This is a genomic window from Nibrella viscosa (assembly GCF_039541875.1).
GTDB lineage: Bacteria > Bacteroidota > Bacteroidia > Cytophagales > Spirosomataceae > Nibrella > Nibrella viscosa.
On the sequence record NZ_BAABHB010000001.1, the window covers coordinates 1,091,379 to 1,109,326 of the forward strand.

Consider the following 17,948-nt stretch of genomic DNA (forward strand, 5'->3'; position numbering starts at 1 on the left):
GATAGAAAAATAACCGTTTACTCGCAAATTCCGCCTAAAATGGTAAAAAATGGTAGTCAGGCCAACGTGAGGTACTAGTTTTGTAGGAATATGAAGAACATTATCGTACCTGCCGTTTTGTCGCTCATCTGTTTACTGGTCTGCTCCTCTACCGCCGATGGCCAGCGTGCCTACGGCATGGGCGTTAAACCCGCCAAAAAATTGGCCCGTCCTACGAAACCCGCCACAAAACCGGAGGCATCGGCAATACGGACGGTATCATTATTCGGGCCGAGGTATGCGCGGGTAGCAGTAAAAAGCAATCAGCTTCGGGGGGCGGTCTATTACCTGTCGCCGGGTCATGGCGGCCCAGACCCCGGCGCCGTCGGTCAGTATGGGCGGTACAGTCTGGCCGAAGATGAATACGCTTACGATGTAACCCTAAGGCTGGCCCGCAACCTGATGGAACACAGAGCCAACGTGTATATGCTGGTGCAGGATCGCAACGACGGCATTCGGGATGAGGCTGTGCTGCGCATGGATACCGATGAAGTGACGTATCCGAACCTGCCGATTCCCCTGAACCAGGTTGCCCGGCTGCGGCAGCGGGTGCAGGCGGGCAACCGGCTCCATGCGCAACACCGGGGTGCCTACCAGCGGCTGCTGATTATTCACGTTGATAGCCGGAGCGTGAGCCAGAACATAGATGTCTTTTTTTATCACCACGAAAAGAGTGCTGCCGGCAAAAAATTGGCCAAAACGCTACAGCGAACCTTTAGTGCCCGATACCACCAAAACCAGCCAGGCCGTGGTTACGTCGGTAGCGTATCTACCCGCAGCAGCCTCTACGAAGTTCGAAACAGCCACCCGGCGAGCGTCTTTATCGAGCTAGGCAATATCCGGAACGACAAAGACCAGCGTCGGTTTGTGATTGCCGATAACCGGCAGGCTCTAGCCAACTGGATCTGCCAGGGGCTTATCCAGGAGTATAAGGCAAGGTAATGGTGCCGCAGGGAGCAGGTGCGCCATTTACCCCGGCTGACCGGGCAGAGTAACCACATTCCACCAGTAGTTGCGCAAGGCGGTCAGCGAATTGATCCACTGGTCGTAATCGAGGGGTTTTACCACGTAGGATGTCAGCCAGAAATCGTACGCTTCTTCCACATCTTCCGGTTGGCTGGAGTGGCTCAGCACCACCACCGGCAAGAGGGAAAAACCCGATTCAGGCTCTTTCAATTGTTTCAGCAGTTTCCAGCCATCCTCGCGATGGGGTAAGTACAGATCCAGGAATATCAGTTTAGGCATTCGGCCTCCTCCCGCTCTGGCTTCCTGCAAGTATGCCAGGGCCTGACCGGCATTGCTGACCCAAATCGGTTCCGCTTCCGGAAAACATTCTTTCAGCGCTTCCCGAATAATGGTCCACTGGTCTGCATTATCTTCAACCACCAGAACGGGTGTTTGGCCAACACCCTGCCTGTTTCCGGCTATATACGCGTTTTTTGCCATTCGCTTAGGAGTTGGAAGTCACTATACATTTAACAGGAGGCCGCCCTACGCAAATATATCAGTTAATAGTTTGTTGGGAAAGAGATGGTTACTAAAGAGCCCACACCAGGATTGGATTCAAGTTCCAGACTGGCACCGAGCAACTCGCACAACCGTTTGACGATGAACAGACCAACGCCTTCGCCCCCGGCTAATAGGGAGGGATGGGAAACAGCGTCGGGGGCTGGTTCATTCGGCTCCGCGTCATAGTCTGTCGCAGGCCGTTCAACGATGGGCCGGCTGGAAACAGAGCCGCCTTTTAATTTATTGACCAGAATAGCTACTGATCCGGGCGACACACCGGGGCCGGTATCTTTGACGCTGAACAGCCAGCGGCCCGCCCGTTCATCTACCGACCAGGTTAATACCACCCCGCCGGTCTTGGTAAAGCGGAGGGCATTTAACAACAAATTCTGAGCAATCCGCTGTAGCTTAATGGCGTCACCCTGCACCATCAAGTGCTCGGGTCCCTCGGCATGCCAGAACAGGCCCCGCTCCTGGGCAACGGGCTGGAGGCTTTCGCTGAGCCGGCGCAGCATACCGGCCGCGTCGAATGACGCTAACTGTACCTGTTCGTAGCCGGCCTCCAGCCGCGACAGGTCCATAAGCTGGGCTACCATCTGCCGCACCTGCCTCAGGTTTCGCTGCAGCATTTCGGTGGTATGGTTTCGCTGCGGATCGCCTGAGGTAATATTCAGCATTTGGGCAGCACCCTGAACAACGCCGAACGTTCCCCGCAGGTCGTGAGACGCCATCCGGAGCATTTCGCCCCGTTGTTTGGTCAGTTCATTTAACTGGTCCAGCGCTTTTTCCAGTTCATAGACACGCCCGGCAGCTTCGGCCTGCTTCAGCTCATCATACCGGGCTATGCTGCCGACAATGCCTTCATGTAGTAACTGACCGGCAATCAGGCGGGCGTGGGCACATTCGGCTAACGAAGGGCTGGGTAACTGGCTTTGAAAATTGTCGATTTCCCGAAGTATAGAAACCTGTAGGTGGCTCCATTCTGTGAGCACCTCGCTTAGTTTGTAGCCTTTCTGCCAGCGGTGTAACCCATGTTCGGCGGCCAGATTTTTTTCCTCCTCCTGAACTGATTTCTCCTGATAGCCCTGCCGGATCTGCGTTTCCATATGCTCCAGAATCTTAGGGATCTGGTTGTTGAACTCCGTGCGGGTGAGGGAAGTAGCCATCTGAAGTTTGGGGTCACTTTGGACCAGGGAGCGCCACGTACTGAGGATGGCTTCCCGGCGCACAAACAAAAAGGTGGCCAGTTCTTCGAATACCTTTGTTGTTGGTTGGTTGCTTATCATGCCAGGCCGGGTTGCTCCGGTATTTACGTAAACAGCAGCATACGACCACCCAGAGAGCCGGTTGGGTAGAAAACGCATTGCCGAACCCTCGTGTTTGGTTAAATACTGGAATTTTCAGGCAGATAAACGGTAAATGTAGTGCCCTTACCCGGTCGGCTGTTTACGCGGATATATCCCTGATGATTGTCAATCACTTTCCGGCAAACCGCCAGACCGATTCCGGTGCCTTCGTACTGACTTCTGCCGTGCAGTCGCTGAAACAATTGAAATATACGTTCCTGATATTTGAGATCAAAGCCAATACCATTGTCATGTACCTCAATGGCAATGTACCGTTTCGGCTTGTTATGGTCGTACTGCGGCAGCTCATCTGCTTTCACCAGGGGCCGCGCTTTTATGTTTACCCTGGGCTTTACATCGGGAGCCACAAATTTCAGGGCGTTCGACAGCAGGTTCTGAAACAATTGCCGCAACTGTACCGCATCACCGTCAACAACCGGTAGTGAGTCAATAATAATGTCGGCCTGCTTTTCCTGGATAATCACCTCCAGGTCACTCACCACCTCCGACAGGACCGCCGACAAGTTGACGGGAGCCATTCGCAGCGGCTGGGTGGTTAGGCGGGAATACGTCAGCAGGCCCTGCACCAGCCGTTGCATCCGCTCGGCCGAGTGCTGAAGGCGCACCAGCAGGCTTTTGCCGTCCTCGTCGATCTGATCCCGGTACCGGCTCACGATCAGACTGCTGAACGACTGGATTTTGCGCAGCGGTTCCTGCAGGTCATGCGAGGCCACGTAGGCAAACTGCTGGAGGTTTTCGTTGGAGCGGCTCAGTTGGTGAATATTGAGCTGTAGGTCTTCCTGGTAGCGTTTGAGCTCGGTAATGTCGTGGAAGGTTGCCGTCAGGCCATCGTTTAGCCGGCCCAGCACCACATACAGCCAGATTGGCTCTTCGTTGCGCCTGTACAGACTCTCAAACTGCTGGGGCTGCCCCGATTCCACAACCGACCTAAACCGCGCCAGCACTTCCGGATCCTGCCATACCGGCGGGAGTTCGGTCAGGTTTTTTCCAATGATGAGATCCGGTTCGGCGTCCAGAAGTTCGTGGGTGGCATAATTGGCAAACAGTATCCGGAAATCGACAATCTGGTTTTTCTCGCGGACGGCCTGGTAACAAATAACCCCGTTGCGGGAGGTATTAAGCACTGATTCCAGGAAGCCTTCCAGCCACCGCCGGCGACGGCTCAGTACCAGGTTCATGCCGAAGGTGAGCAGGATAATCAGAATGGCCAGGATCGAAAAGATGGTCGTTAACCGGCTGCTGATGACGGTAGACCGGTCCAGATTTTCTTTTTGCGCCAGTAGCTGCGCCTTTTCCAACTGGATGGCTTCATTGATGGCACTGTGGATTACATATAGATCGTTGAGCCGCCAGTCTTCACCCGCCCGGATGATTTCAACAATATTATACTGCATGAGCACCGGCAGGTGCTGGTGAATGAGCCGGGCAATGGCGACAATACGCCGGGCCTGGGCGGTATCTGCCCGGACCAGGTACTGAAGCCGGACCAGGTCTCCGGACACGCTGTCGGCTTCCTGTTTATACAACTGGTAGAAACGTTGCCGGGAGATGCCGGCGTAGGAGGGTGAATAGATCTGAGCGCTCTTGAGATGGTTGGCCAGCCGCTCCAGCGAGGTAATCACTTCCCGAGTATGGTCTACCTCCCCGATATACTCCTGCATGGCGTTAAAGCTGGACCGGTCAATAAAGACGACAGTAACCAGCAGCAGAAAAGACAACAGATACGGCGCAATGGTTTTAAGATTCATCCACAGCAGGTCGTGTTGGATAGTGAGCTACGCGAAAATTACTTAAAGATAGGAGAGAAGTTGACAGTAGCCGTTCATTATAATAAAATGTTCCAATTGCTAAGCAGAATTGTACTTTGCGCTCAGTATTTGGATCTGATTAGCTACCTCACCTCTTAACCATTCAGGTTCAAGCACTTCCACTGCGGCACCTAAGCGCAGAACTTCCGCTCGAAATTCATAATTGGACACTATGTGGTATTGAAAAAGCACAAGGTCTCCTTCAGCAGGTAAACGAATTTGGGAAGAGTGGATAGGACGTGTTTCCAAAAATGGAGCAGTATCAGTGTGAACACGCAATAAGACCGTTTCTATTGGTTTACCATTCGGTCGTGTTACACCAACTATATCCTTGAAGTAGGTGGAAGGATTAAAAGTCCGGTTATTCTTAAAGCGGCAACGGGCATTGGTCACATCGACAATGCGGTCCAAAGAAAGGTTGTAGATGAGATCTTTTTCGGCTACCAGACCAAAGACATACCACCGTCCCCGGTACTCCTTCAAATAATATGGGTGCATTGTAAAAACTTCATCTTCAGGTGCAAGGAAGGCTCGATACCTAATTTCAAGTGGCTGCTCCTGCCGAATTGCCGTGTAAATCGGGTTGAACCATTCATAGCCTCTGGTCAGTTGCGTATTTTCAAAAGAGATGATGGCTTCCTCCGGATCATTGGTAATGGTTTTGCCTTCAATTTTGGTCAGAATAGCGTCGATTTCCCGGAAGTGGGGTAAGCCTTGGAACTGCCTGAGTAGCGCAACCGCTTCCGTTAGATTTTCAATGTCTTCGGAGTTCAATGCTTTTTTCTCGATGCTGAAATTAGGATCATCATAAAAATAGACTCCCTTCCTACATATGATAGGTGCATCAAAGCCTCTTGGGGGCAGGCTGCGCATGATGTTAATATCGCCTTTTAACTGACGCTCAGCTATACCTTTTTCTATGCCAAAATGTTCGTTAAGCTGCTCAGATAAATGTTCCACCAGTCGCTTTATAGTCCATCGTCGTGAGCCGTCGCGAAAGCATTCATTGAGGACCCTATAGCGAAAGCTGGCGTTTTTGTTGGTTGCCATACAAATTTTTAGAATCTTTCGGCAAAATGCATAAACACTGCATTTCGGGCAAATACTTTTGCCAAAAGTTCTTTCACATCCTGAGCCGCTACCCGTAAGGTATTGAGTATTGCACGTGCGTTTCGCCGTGTGGCCTGGCATTCGCCGGGCTAAAAGTGGTTGGGTAATTGGAGTTTATAAGGTTGCAGACCTGAGACTCTTAATTATCTTATTACTTATTATTTAATTAAATGATGCATACACAAAGATTACCAGAGCAAATGCTCCGGGAGCAGCGGTTCAGGATTTATCCACTATGCCAGTAGATCAGCAGCACATAGATACGATTCGCCAGCAGTTTGCAAATATGCAAACCAAAGAGGACTTACTAGTGCTGCTGAACCTGGCTAAATCCCTGCTGTTTGAGAAAGGCAACGAAAAGCCTATCAAACTTAAATCGCTGACCTGGTATGCCAATACGAGTCTAAAGGCTACTCGGTACCAGTCATTTAACATACCTAAGAAACGTGGTGGTGAGCGCATGATATATGCACCCGTTGGACCGCTAAAAACGATTCAGCGGTGCCTCAATCTGGTATTTCAATGTGTTTTTGCCCCGCATCCGGCAGCTAATGGCTTTGCCGTAGGGAGAAGTATTGCCGGTAACGCTTTACCGCATGTTGGCCGGCCCTACGTGTACAACCTTGATTTGAAGGACTTTTTTCCGGCCATAGATTTTCAACGGGTAAAGGCTTGTCTAAAATTGCCACCATTCCTACTGGATGGAGAACGGGAGCCGTTGGCGTTTCTCATCGCAAATTTGTGCTGTGTGCGCAATCCGGAAGAGCCAGCACGGGCATTTTTACCCCAGGGAGCTCCTACATCGCCCATTCTGACGAATGTTATCTGTCAAAAGCTGGACCGGCGACTCACAGGCCTGGCTAAACGCTTTGGTGCTACCTACTCCCGCTATGCCGATGACATAACGTTTTCCTCGTACACGAACATCTACCAGGCAGATGGTGAATTCTGCCGCGAATTGGAGCGGATCATTACCGATCAGCGGTTTGCCGTTCATCCGGCCAAAACACGTCTGCAACGAAGAGGGTACCGGCAGGAGGTAACGGGCCTGGTGGTGAACGAGAAAGTAAACGTAAGCCGGCGGTATCTGCGCACTGTACGTGCAATGCTAAACAATTGGGAGGCTCTTGGCTACGATGAGGCCGAAAAGCGGTTCCGGCTAAGCTATGAGCAGGAGCGCGACCTTACCAAAGGCATAAGTAAAGGCAAGGGTGGCAAAGGGAAACCAAGCCTACAATCGGTGCTAGAGGGAAAATTGAACTACCTGCTTATGGTTCGGGGCAGAGAGGATGCCTTATATCTGCGCTATAAGCAGGAGTTTGAAAATTTATTGGGACAAACTACCGATGCTAAACCTGTTTCGTTAGAGCAAATTTTAGATATTTGGGAGAAAGATGGGATTGAAAGAGCGATGGTAGTCTTTGAACAGTTTAAATCTCTATAGCCAACTATGGATGCTCGAAAAATTCAATTTCTAATCGGTATTCAGCGGGAAATAGACAAACTAGAAGAGCAGGAAGGGCAAACCGACCGAATCGAGCGGCTGAAGAGCCGGTTTTATGATGTTGTGGAGGTGGAGGAAATAGTAGAAGATAAGACTAATCAAGATATAGTACAAAATCAGCTTGATCAGACTTCTGAGAGTAAGCGTAAATTTTCGAACGATAAAGATTATACTAAATACTGTCCCCATCAGCCTAAATATGTTACTGAGTTTCTAAAAAATTTTAGACGTGTTAATGAAACTGGGCTTCGGGAGCTAGTTCACCCACCTTATAACGAAGAAGGGTTTGATTTAAGAGCTACTTTTAATAAAATTGAAAATGAATTGTTCCCAAGCGAGAGAGATTATACTAAATTTTCTAGAGATACTAGAATTCCCTATTGGTTATGGGTACATATACGTAAAGATTTGATGGATGTATATACCAAATATGGTTTATCATACTGGGATAAAAACCAGAAGCACCCACTATTTGAGGAAGCTACACTTACTAGAAAAGTACAAGAATTCATTAAATCTATAAGATTTGGAAATGATTCTTCTGTTGAGACTCACTTCCGCGAAACATTAATTCCTTCAATACTTAATGATCTAAGAAGTCAATTTGAAAACACATGGTTAAGTGACTCTACTATTCACTTTAATCCAGATTTTAAAAAATTTGATTCGAATATGGTTATCATGACAGATGTACGCCGTATCAAGGATGCAATTAAGTCAATATTCAGGTTAATAATTCAAAAATCTAATTGGAAGGGTGAAGCTCTTAATGATAAGAATTTTCATAAAAAGAAAGTTAATGTGGACTCAGTTTATAAGAAAAATGAAAACAAAGGTTTAGTGACTGTGTTAACAATTATTGATGAAGAATCATGGTGTGATAAGCAACCTGAGTATCTGTTCCAGTCAGGTGATTTGCAGGGAATCGTGCAAAATTTATGGTCTCTTTGTGATTGGGAGATTGCTGCTCGGTTTGTAGATGGATATACTTATCGTTTAGATATGTTGAATAGCATAAATCAGGGGAGTGTTATAATTGAAAAGACAGACGAAACTGTTTCAGGTTTTTCTCATAAGCTTACATTTTATCATTAAAATGAAACGAAAAATATTGTTTATTGATGATGTATATGAGAACCACGTTCCTCGTTTTGAAACGCAAAAATTACCGGAAAAAGTTAAAACCTTGAAAAATGTGCAAATAGACTTTTTGTCTACTTTGCCTCCTATAGTGGAAATAAATTCTAAGAGTGGCTTAACTTACGAGGTTCCTGATTTTAATAATTATGATATAATATTTGTTCATGCTTCGTTCGATAAACCAATGATTCCTCGAAAAGTTATTTCTGACTTATTGGATGATTATGAGAAAAAAATGTACTGCTTTGCAGGGTCCTATATCCCAGATAAGAATGGGTTAGGTAGAAGAGAATTATACAATAATTTTTTGCCTTTTGTTAAGCTTATTGAAAATTTCGATTATTTAGAGGTTTCTATATTGAGAGATGGTCCGAGTAACTATTTAGAGAAAATTTACCAAAACCTTATTAGTCAAATCGATGAAATCGATGATTGGAAGAACTATCTTTCAGAAAGCTGGTGGAGTAATTTACAATTCGGTTTATTACTTACTACAGAAGAGTTAGAAGAGTTAAAGGTTGAATCCAATAGTTTTGATTATTTTCCAGAGTTTAATGATAGAATGGAAGAAATATTAAACCAAGCATACAGACGTCTATTCCTATGAAATTACATATCCAATTTGAAGTTGAGCCTCTCTTACTCGTAGCAAACAACAACTTTTCAAACAAGTCCATGCTTAGTGAGTGTCGATGGATATTCTTTGGAGAGCAAGTGGCGAAAGATGTTGACGGAGAAGATAAGGATGATAAACAGTTAGATTGGTTATGTAACCGTATTTGCGAAGTTCTTGAGCACGATGCTATACCGTTCTTAATAATCCAACAAAATTTGCTTCCAGGCTATCCTAATAGTGGAATAAGGCTAATTGCTCATATTCGCCTTCATGAGAACAATAGATTGAATCAACTTCCAATAATTGTTTTAACCGATCGAGTAATTGATAAGCTCATGCCAAAAACTCAGCAGGAGTGGGAACCTCTAGCTCCTTTGTTTAGTAAAGGGGTTAGGTTTACTCCTGAGCAGGATAGAGAAAAACGTTATTTAAAGAACGATAGTTTATTGTTTCAAGAAGTTGAAAAGCTGTACTCTGATTTAATTAAAGATGGAAAGAATGAGGTAGATCTATTTCAGTTTACAAGTTTTGAAAGTCCTGAAATTCCCATTCAAAAGCCAGAGGGAACAAATCACCAAGTTACTAATGATTGGGGTGCATATCGCCTTATTCAAGCTGCTGGGATTCAGCCGGCTCATGAGTATCGAAAACACCTATATTTTACTTACTTACAGCGTTCGTCTAAAACGCCAGCGCCAGTTAGTGAAGAATTATATAAAGAGAAAATAAACAGTAATTTAAAAATTCTATTAATAGATGATAATTTCGATAAAGGATGGAAAGATTCTATTGAAAGAATATTGAAAAAGTGTTTGTTGAAAGGAGACTGTATAGTTAAAATAGATGCATTTGAGTATGCTGATGACGTTGTTAATTTATTGTATGAGAAGGATGGTAAACTTCCAATCGATGAGTATGATTTAATTTATTTAGATTTAAGATTACCCAAAAATCAAGCTAATCAAAGTAATCCTATTGTAGAGAACGGTAAAGAAGTTCTTATAAATATTAAAGAAGCTAATCCAATTATACCTATAATTATGTTTACTGCTTCTACTAAAGCAACAAATATGGATGAACTATATGAATTAGGCGTTGATGGGTACTTTGTTAAGGAATTTCCCGAAAGTCGAAATGATCCTAATTTTTCTAAATTCAACTTAGAAAATTTTATTAGAACTACAAAGAATTGTATAAACAAAGGCTTTTTATTAAAAAAGTATTGGTATAGAATTAAAAGGTTAAGGCAATCAAATATTATTAATGAGCATAGCTATCGAGATAGAACGATTACTTATTCGACCAAATTTAGCGATAGAATACCTGAAAGATTAGAAATGTTCGTCGGTATCTTAAAGAAAGCATTTGAGCAAACAGATTTCGATCATTCTAAGTTTTATTATGACCAATATGAAACAGCATACTTAACATTATGGAGTTGTCTCAATGATATTACTGCCTCTTGTTACAGCAGAACAACAAGATATGCTAGAAGGCAATACCGGTGGGAAGAACGTTTTACTAATTACGTTTATGTTGACTTCTATAACAATATTGAAGTTTCACCGCTTAGATATGACTCAAATACCCCACCTTACTTTACATTAGCGCTAAGTGATAGCCAGTCAAGAGATTTTTTGCCAACCCCGAGCTGGATTAGTTTTCAGACATCCTTATTTAGTCAAGTGGCTTTCCTTATAATATCATTATGCCAAAAAAATTCAATTAGCGATTTAGAAAGAGATAAATATCTATGTTTGATTAAAGAGGCAAATGATGTAAGAAATAAGCTTTGGCTGACTCATAGCGATTTATTTGAACCGAACTATTTGTCGGGATTTTCCCGAACCCTTCAGAGTGATAGAAAGATTGGTGGAAAGAATGAAGAATTTTGGCAAGAACGAATTGCCGACTTATTTGAAGTTGTTGAATTTTTAATTGCTCCTAAGTGAAAATGCACAAATACTGCATTTCATTGTCAGACCTTTGCTTTACAAATAAAATTTCGCTTTTTGATGTCTCAAATCTTGCTCTACTTCACTAATCTAAACCTAACCGATGCCCAGAGCAAGGTGGCAGTGGAGGTTGAGGCATTTTTGAAGAGTTGCGATCCGGTGTTTCTTCTGAAAGGCTATGCGGGTACGGGTAAAACGACGCTGCTAAGAGGTATTTGCCAATATACCGCTAATACGCTTAAACGTGATGCTTTCTTAATGGCTCCGACTGGCCGGGCGGCACAGGTACTGAGTGAAAAGACCAAGGTGGAAGCAAAGACTATCCACAAGAGTATTTACAGTTTTCATGATCTTGATACAATTGAGACAGTTGGCGAGGAGGGTGGAGAACTGTTCAGGTTTGTTTATAAGCTCCGGAGTGATGCGGATATTGTGAACCAGGTGTTTATTGTGGATGAGGGCTCTATGTTGTCGGATGTGGATGCCGATAGTGAGTTTTTTCGCTTCGGTTCTGGTCGGGTACTTCATGATCTATTGCAGTTTGGGAAGATTGGTCAACCTAATGTCCGTACCCAATTACTTATTGTGGGTGATCCGGCCCAGTTGCCGCCGGTGGGGATGGCTTTTTCACCGGCATTGGATGAACAGTACTTTGCCGATACGTATAAACTGAATGTTCGCACCGCCGAGTTGCGGGACGTTGTTCGTCAGGGAGGGCAGAGCGGAGTATTAGAATTGGCAACCAACGTCAGGCGTTGTATCACAGCTAACCGGTTCACTCATTTCGCTGTTCCTGACAATGGTATTGATGTAAAAACATTGTCCTGGGCAGCGTTTATGTCGGCCTATCAGCAGGCCAGTACACGGAAGGTGGTAATTTGCTACAAAAACAAAACGGCAAAGGATCTCAGCGAATGCATTCGGAAAGAACGATTTGGGCCTAAGGCACCTGTATTGCAAAAGGGTGACCTGGTTGTTGCCGGGATGAATAACATTCGGCTAGGTGTGATGAATGGTACATTCGGTATGATTGCCGAAGTAACAGATCAGGTAGTCGAACGGAGTTATACCCTGAAGCGCAGTACCGGACCAGTCAGCGGTACGCTCCGGTGGCGTTGGGTCGAGGTGATGTTTCGCGGTGATAACGGCTCGCCCTATACTTTATCAACCTGGTTATTTGAGAACTTTCTGTTGTCTGATCATTCTCGGCTTGATTCCATCGAAAGTCAGGCCCTATTTGTGGATTTTGTTATTCGGTACCGTAATGAGACAGGCCAACGTTCTACTAAGACAAATGAGTTTAGGGAGGCTTTACGAAATGACCCCTTTGTTAATGCGTTAATGGTTAAGTACGGCTACGCCGTCACCTGCCATAAAGCACAGGGAAGCGAATGGCCCGATGTCCTAATCTGCTTTGACTATAGTAAGGTAGCTAACTTTAATCCGTATCAGGACAAACAGACGGAAAAAGAACTGACAAACAGTGACTTTTACCGTTGGGCTTATACGGCTATTACACGGGCAAGCAGTCGTTTATTGGCCCTCAATCCTCCTAGTTTTTCTGTATTCTCCAAATTATCATGGATTGACACCGTACTGGCTAACGAGTTTATGGCTACGCAGGGGGTCGAAACGCATATGATTTTGTGGGGAACTAAGGAAGACCAGTGGCTAGAGCAATTGGGCTTGATTCAGCGCAACGATTCTGTTCAGCAGAAGCTAATAGAGGTGTGGCATCGTTTGCAACGTGTTGGGGTAGTTATTAAGTCCATTACAGAAAAGCCTTTTCAGGAGCACTTAGCTCTTGAGCAGGCTGGTAAATTGACGCGGGCAGTATTGTATTTTGACGGAAAGCATCAGATTAAATCGCACATGATGCTGGGTGGCGATCAGGCTCTGGCGTCACTTGTTGATCATACACTGAAGCAGCCGGTAAACATTGTAGTCGAGCGGGAGGTACTTTCGGATTTAGCTCAATCCTCCTTGCACTATACTCCGGTAGCAGATCAGCCACAGTTGCAGATATTGTTCGATGAGATTACACAGTTCGGACAAGAAAAAGATGTCCGTATTGCGAACGTAACTCCTATGTTATACCGGGAGCGTTACTCGTTTGAACGTGGTACCGAACGGGCAGTAGTTGATTTTGTTTATGATGACCAGGGGTTCTTTAAAGAAGCGCGGCCTCTGGCAAAACATTGTAAAGGACAGGCATTGCTTAACGATTTACACAAGTTTGTCTTATCCTTGAGAAAATAATGGCTACAGCAAAGGATATTAACGCTCTTCGTAAAGCTGGTCAACTTGATGAGGCTTTCTGTCTTGCATCTGAGTTACTGGAAGCGGAACCGGATAATATCTGGAATAAGCGGGCTATGGGTTGGGTTCGTTATGAGCGATTGAAGTCGGTTGCCAAAGCTGAATCAACGGAGCCGTTTATAGAAGAGTGGACCGCTATCAATGTCCTTGTCGCTGATAATCCGGCTGAGGAAGCCTTATTAACAAATAATGTAACTTGGCAGGCCGTAAGCCGGCTTTTTTCATTACCTGATGGTAGCGATGCCAATGGGCTACTGAATTTAATATTTGCATCGGTTCAGGAATGGGTACTGGAGCAGCCGTCAGAGCTGTATTCCGCTTTATTAAAAGCAGTTCTAAAGACTGGAAAGAACTGGGCAGGGTTGAAAAATTTTCTGGCCTGGTGGCAACTTACCAATCTTCGTCCGGAAGATTACCTACCAACGATATTTGCCGATGGCAGAAAGGGAATGGCACTAGCGGAGCAAGCCTACATTGCGTATGCCAAACAACTGTTGCTCCATCCGGAAACCGAAGCTGTCAAGACGTTAATTGCGCAATTGGAGATTGTAGCAGAAGAACATCCGGAGTATCAATATCCGTCGTATTACCAGGCTAAGCTGTTAACTGTTGTCGGCACAAAAGAAGACGCACTAGCAGCCTTACTGCCTTTTGCGCGTAAAAAGCAGCGGGAGTTTTGGATGTGGGACTTGTTGGCAGAGTTATTTCATGATGAACCGGAGAAAGCGATTGCTTGTCTGTGCCGGGCCGTGACTTGCCCAACGCAGGAGAAGTTTCTGGTAAATGCACGGGTTGTGCTGGCCAGGAGGTTAAATAAAGCAGGCTTTAAGAACGAAGCATTGACAGAGTTAACGCTATCATTAAAAGCGCGACAGGCAGAGGGGTGGGGTGTTATGATAAACGTTGAAGAAGCAAAACAAAAAAAGATACAGGCAGAAACAGGTATTCAGTTACTAAAGGTCAGTTTAGTAGACACTATTGAAAAAATGGAGCAGAAAGGTGCTATTGCTCTGTCAGACAATAAAGCCCTCTACCAGCGTTACCTGCCACTAACTGATGACTTATTATATGCCGACTTTCCTGAGCAGGTTGGGGTTGTAATCAATGTTAACGCCGAAAAGAAAATAGCGCATTTCATGGTAAGCAAGGAGGTAACGGGCCACTTCAAATTTGAAAAGCGTATGGCCCGTGTGCAACCGGGTAATTTTGTTGCGCTGCGATTAGAGAAACGCACTGGCAAAGATGGAGAGTATTGGGTGCCGCTTTCGGTGAAGTTCACAAAGCAAAAACCTTCTGGGGAGGTGTTTAAAGAGTTTAATGGTTCGCTTAGACGTGTAGCAGGGAAAGATTTTGGCTTTGTAGAAGATGTTTTTATACCCCTGTATCTGTTTAAAATGGTTTCATTGGAAGACAAAGCGAAAGTTTCCGGCGCTGCGTTGTTAGCGTTTGATAAGGGTAAACAGGTTTATGGTTGGAAAGCCCTTACTATAAACCAGGGAGATCGTGTACTTAGCCATTAATTAGCTACCTTTTACGACCACCATTCCTCATGCTCTTATTGCTTTGCTCAAAATAAAAAGTCCACTAGAATATCTAATGGACTTTGATCGCTAACCTATGATGAAAATAATGGCAAGAAACGTTTACCGCACAAACGCCATGGCTACCCCGCCATCCACGTTCAGCACGTTACCCGTCGATTTAGACAGGCTACCGTCTACAAATACACGGACTGCTTTGGCAATGTCTTCGGCCAGGATCTCTTCGTTGAGCAGCGTCCGCTTGGCATAATGCGCCGGCAGTTCCTCAATTGAGATCCCGTAGGCTTTGGCGCGGCCTGCCGCCCATTCGCCTTCCCAGATTTTGCTGCCGCGTAGTACTGCGTCGGGGTTGACGGTGTTTACGCGGATTTTCTCAGGACCGAGTTCGGCGGCCAGCAGGCGGCTCATGTGCAGTTGGGCCGCTTTGGCCGTACCGTAGGCTACGTTGTTCGGGCCGGCAACCAGGCCGTTTTTGCTGGCGATGTTCACGATATCGCCACCCAGGCCCTGCTTCCGCAGGATTACTACCGCTTCCTGGCTGACCAGGAACTGCCCTTTCACCAGCACATCCTGCAAAATATCCCAGTCTTTCTGAGTCGTTTCGGCCAGCGGTTTGGAAATGGACAGACCCGCGCAGTTCACAATGATGTCGACCCCGCCGAACTGTAGCGTCGCCTGACGCAGGGAGTCGTTGATGGTGGCTACGTCCGTTACGTCGATGGCGGCCGAGAGGGCGTTGTCTTTGCCGTAGCGCTTGCGCAGATCCGTCTGGGTTTCGTCCAACAGGTTGCGGTCAACGGCTACAATGCAGGCACCTTCCTGCAACAGAGCTTCGCAGATGGCTTTGCCGATACCGCCGGTGCCGCCAGTGACGTAGGCGATCTTGCCGGAGAGTGACTTCGGCTTCGGCATCCGCTGCAGCTTGGCTTCTTCGAGCAGCCAGTATTCAATGTCAAAGGCTTCCTGCTCCGGCAGACCAACGTACTCCGATACGGCTTCGGCACCCTTCATCACGTTGATGGCGTTGGTGTAAAACTCGGCCGCTACGCGGGCGGTCTGCTTGTCTTTGGCGAAGGTGAACATACCAACTGTCGGCCACAGAATCACCACCGGGTTCGGGTCGCGCATGGCCGGGCTGTTGTCGTGCTTGCAGCGTTCGTAGTAGGCGGCATAGTCGGCGCGGTAGGCTTCAAATTTCCCGGTCAGATAGGCCTTTAGCTCATCGGCGCTTTTCTGGGCCAGCTTTTCAGGCTCATCCAGCACCAGCGGGCGGATTTTGGTGCGCAGGAAGTGGTCGGGGCAACTCGTACCTTTGGGAGCCAGCCGGTCCAGGTCGTTGGAGTTGATGTACTCCAGCACCCGCGCATCATCGGTATAGTGGCCGATCATCCGGCGGTAGCTGGAAGCCAGTCCGCGCAGGGTTGGCATCAGGTCGGCGGCCCGGTTTTTACGGGTTTGCTCGTCGGTGTTTTCCAGTCGGGCACCGCCGAATACGGGGCTTTTTTTGCCGTAGCGCTGCTCCAGATACTCGGATGCCTGCTCAATGACTTCCAGCGTGTTTATGTACGATTCGTACGAGGTTTCGCCCCAGGTAAACAGGCCGTGGCCGCCGAGAATAATGCCGCGCAGGTTCGGGTTTTCCTGTACGGCCTGCTCCAGTTTCAAACCCAGGTCGAAGCCCGGCCGCTGCCAGGGTATCCAGGCCATCTGATTACCCCAAATTTCTTTCATGATGGCTTCGCCGTCTTTGCTGGCGGCAATGGCAATGAGGGCATCCGGGTGCAGGTGGTCAATATGCTTATACGGCAGCAGCCCATGCAGCGGGGTATCAATGGAAGGAGTCGCGCATTTCGGATCGAAGAGGCAGTGGTTAAAGAGTTCGACCATTTCGTCCTCAAATTCCAGCCCCCGGTAGCGGCTCTTCAGGGCGTGCAGCCGGTCTACATACAGGTTGGCGCAACCCGCTTTGGTGAGTGTACCAATGTCTCCGCCGGAGCCTTTCACCCACATTACGGGTACGGGCTGGCCGGTCAGCGGATCGGTTTCCATAATCTTAACGGAAGTGTTGCCGCCGGCATAGTTGGTGAGCCGCAGATCGGCACCGAGCAGGTTGGAGCGGTAAATGAACAGGTCGACTTCATTGCCGGCCAACTCCAGGGCTTTGGCCTCGTCCCAGAGGTAGCTGACGTGGCGGAATGTGAGCGTTTTTGACATATTGCTTTTGACTGTGGTTCTCTTCGGGAATAATTCGTACTAAGCTGATACGAAATAAGCAGGATAGTTTCACCTGAATATCATGTACTCTCCTGCCTCGGGTACTTTTTCTGGAATATTTATTGGAGAGGCTGTATTGCCGCTCACACAATAGATACCCATCCGTATTGACATTGGCTCAGGGATTCAGGAAATTTAACGTATAACGTTCATGCTCAACCACCAAGGCTATGAAAAACCGCATCGTCTATTTAGTATTGGCAGGCCTGCTTCCTTTGTTTGGCCTGCGTCTGGCTCCGGTTGGGGCACCGGATATTACCGGTTCCTGGCGAATGTCGTCGCACCGCGTTGACCCGGCTCGTAACGGAATCGCCGATCTGTATGAGCATTACAAGAATTTATACGGCGGTTGCCGTGAAGATATGGGAATGACCTTCAACGCCGACGGCAGCGTGAAAGTCATTCCGATAAAAGGCTGTCAGAACCCCCTGGGTGCGTTAATGATGAAAGTCGTAATGGCTTCGTCAGCGGCTACCTCCTGGCAGGCCACCGATCAGAAGATCACCCTGAAAGACCGCAAAGGCAACCAGCAGGAGTATGATCTGAAGGTAAACGGCAGCACCATGACGTGGGGCTTCGACTCTAAAGACAACGAGGGCGTCGTCCGCCACACGGTCGAGTTTAGGAAGGAGTTATGAGTTTAATACTGTGAGCAGTTATAGGCTCGATTTGGAAAAATGACAAAAGGGTCGTAAGGTTGAAATCCCCATTCCTCCCCAACGACCCATGAGCATCGAAGCGATTCTCAAGCCAATATTGGCTAAAC

Annotated in this window: 13 protein-coding genes; 8 read left to right on the forward strand and 5 right to left on the reverse strand. The window is 47.0% G+C overall.

The window, feature by feature from the left end:
* Nucleotides 1-90 precede the first annotated feature (90 nt).
* Nucleotides 91-981 carry an N-acetylmuramoyl-L-alanine amidase family protein gene (locus ABD931_RS04650; RefSeq protein ID WP_345264418.1) on the forward strand — a complete coding sequence of 297 codons (891 nt, stop codon included), beginning with the start codon at nt 91-93 and terminating at the stop codon, nt 979-981.
* Between the two features lie 27 nt (nt 982-1,008).
* Here ABD931_RS04650 and ABD931_RS04655 read toward each other — a convergent pair whose 3' ends face one another.
* From ABD931_RS04655 to ABD931_RS04670, 4 genes are all read right to left on the reverse strand, one after another.
* Nucleotides 1,009-1,485 (reverse strand): response regulator, encoded by a 477-nt coding sequence (locus tag ABD931_RS04655; protein WP_345264420.1) that lies wholly within the window; start codon nt 1,483-1,485, stop codon nt 1,009-1,011.
* A gap of 62 nt (nt 1,486-1,547) precedes the next feature.
* Entirely contained in the window at nt 1,548-2,834 is a 1,287-nt protein-coding gene (locus tag ABD931_RS04660; protein WP_345264422.1) for a sensor histidine kinase, read from the reverse strand.
* Between the two features lie 98 nt (nt 2,835-2,932).
* The gene (locus ABD931_RS04665; RefSeq protein WP_345264424.1) at nt 2,933-4,663 is read right to left on the reverse strand and encodes a sensor histidine kinase; all 1,731 of its coding nucleotides are present in this window, start codon (nt 4,661-4,663) and stop codon (nt 2,933-2,935) included.
* Between the two features lie 99 nt (nt 4,664-4,762).
* Entirely contained in the window at nt 4,763-5,773 is a 1,011-nt protein-coding gene (locus tag ABD931_RS04670; protein ID WP_345264426.1) for a helix-turn-helix transcriptional regulator, read from the reverse strand.
* A gap of 346 nt (nt 5,774-6,119) precedes the next feature.
* Here ABD931_RS04670 and ABD931_RS04675 point away from each other — a divergent pair, with 346 nt between their 5' ends.
* The 6 genes from ABD931_RS04675 to ABD931_RS04700 all read left to right on the forward strand — a co-directional run bounded on the left by ABD931_RS04675 (nt 6,120) and on the right by ABD931_RS04700 (nt 14,887).
* The gene (locus tag ABD931_RS04675) at nt 6,120-7,277 is read left to right on the forward strand and encodes a reverse transcriptase domain-containing protein (protein WP_345264428.1); all 1,158 of its coding nucleotides are present in this window, start codon (nt 6,120-6,122) and stop codon (nt 7,275-7,277) included.
* A 6-nt stretch (nt 7,278-7,283) separates the two neighbouring features.
* Complete coding sequence (locus tag ABD931_RS04680; RefSeq protein WP_345264430.1) at nt 7,284-8,432, forward strand: hypothetical protein; 1,149 nt, start codon at nt 7,284-7,286, stop codon at nt 8,430-8,432.
* Nucleotide 8,433: 1 nt separating this feature from the next.
* Nucleotides 8,434-9,084: a hypothetical protein gene (locus tag ABD931_RS04685; RefSeq protein WP_345264432.1), complete on the forward strand. Its 651-nt coding sequence runs from the start codon at nt 8,434-8,436 to the stop codon at nt 9,082-9,084.
* A complete protein-coding gene (locus tag ABD931_RS04690) occupies nt 9,081-11,045 on the forward strand; it encodes a response regulator (protein WP_345264434.1) in 1,965 nt (654 codons plus the stop codon). Before ABD931_RS04685 ends, ABD931_RS04690 begins: the two co-directional genes overlap by 4 nt.
* A 63-nt stretch (nt 11,046-11,108) precedes the next feature.
* Nucleotides 11,109-13,307 carry an ATP-dependent DNA helicase gene (locus ABD931_RS04695; RefSeq protein ID WP_345264436.1) on the forward strand — a complete coding sequence of 733 codons (2,199 nt, stop codon included), beginning with the start codon at nt 11,109-11,111 and terminating at the stop codon, nt 13,305-13,307.
* A complete protein-coding gene (locus tag ABD931_RS04700; protein ID WP_345264438.1) occupies nt 13,307-14,887 on the forward strand; it encodes a DUF7017 domain-containing protein in 1,581 nt (526 codons plus the stop codon). Before ABD931_RS04695 ends, ABD931_RS04700 begins: the two co-directional genes overlap by 1 nt.
* A gap of 123 nt (nt 14,888-15,010) precedes the next feature.
* Here ABD931_RS04700 and ABD931_RS04705 read toward each other — a convergent pair whose 3' ends face one another.
* Nucleotides 15,011-17,122, reverse strand: coding sequence for a bifunctional aldolase/short-chain dehydrogenase (locus tag ABD931_RS04705; RefSeq protein WP_345264440.1), 2,112 nt, complete (start codon nt 17,120-17,122; stop codon nt 15,011-15,013).
* Between the two features lie 230 nt (nt 17,123-17,352).
* Here ABD931_RS04705 and ABD931_RS04710 point away from each other — a divergent pair, with 230 nt between their 5' ends.
* Nucleotides 17,353-17,820: a lipocalin family protein gene (locus tag ABD931_RS04710; RefSeq protein ID WP_345264442.1), complete on the forward strand. Its 468-nt coding sequence runs from the start codon at nt 17,353-17,355 to the stop codon at nt 17,818-17,820.
* Nucleotides 17,821-17,948: the final 128 nt, after the last annotated feature.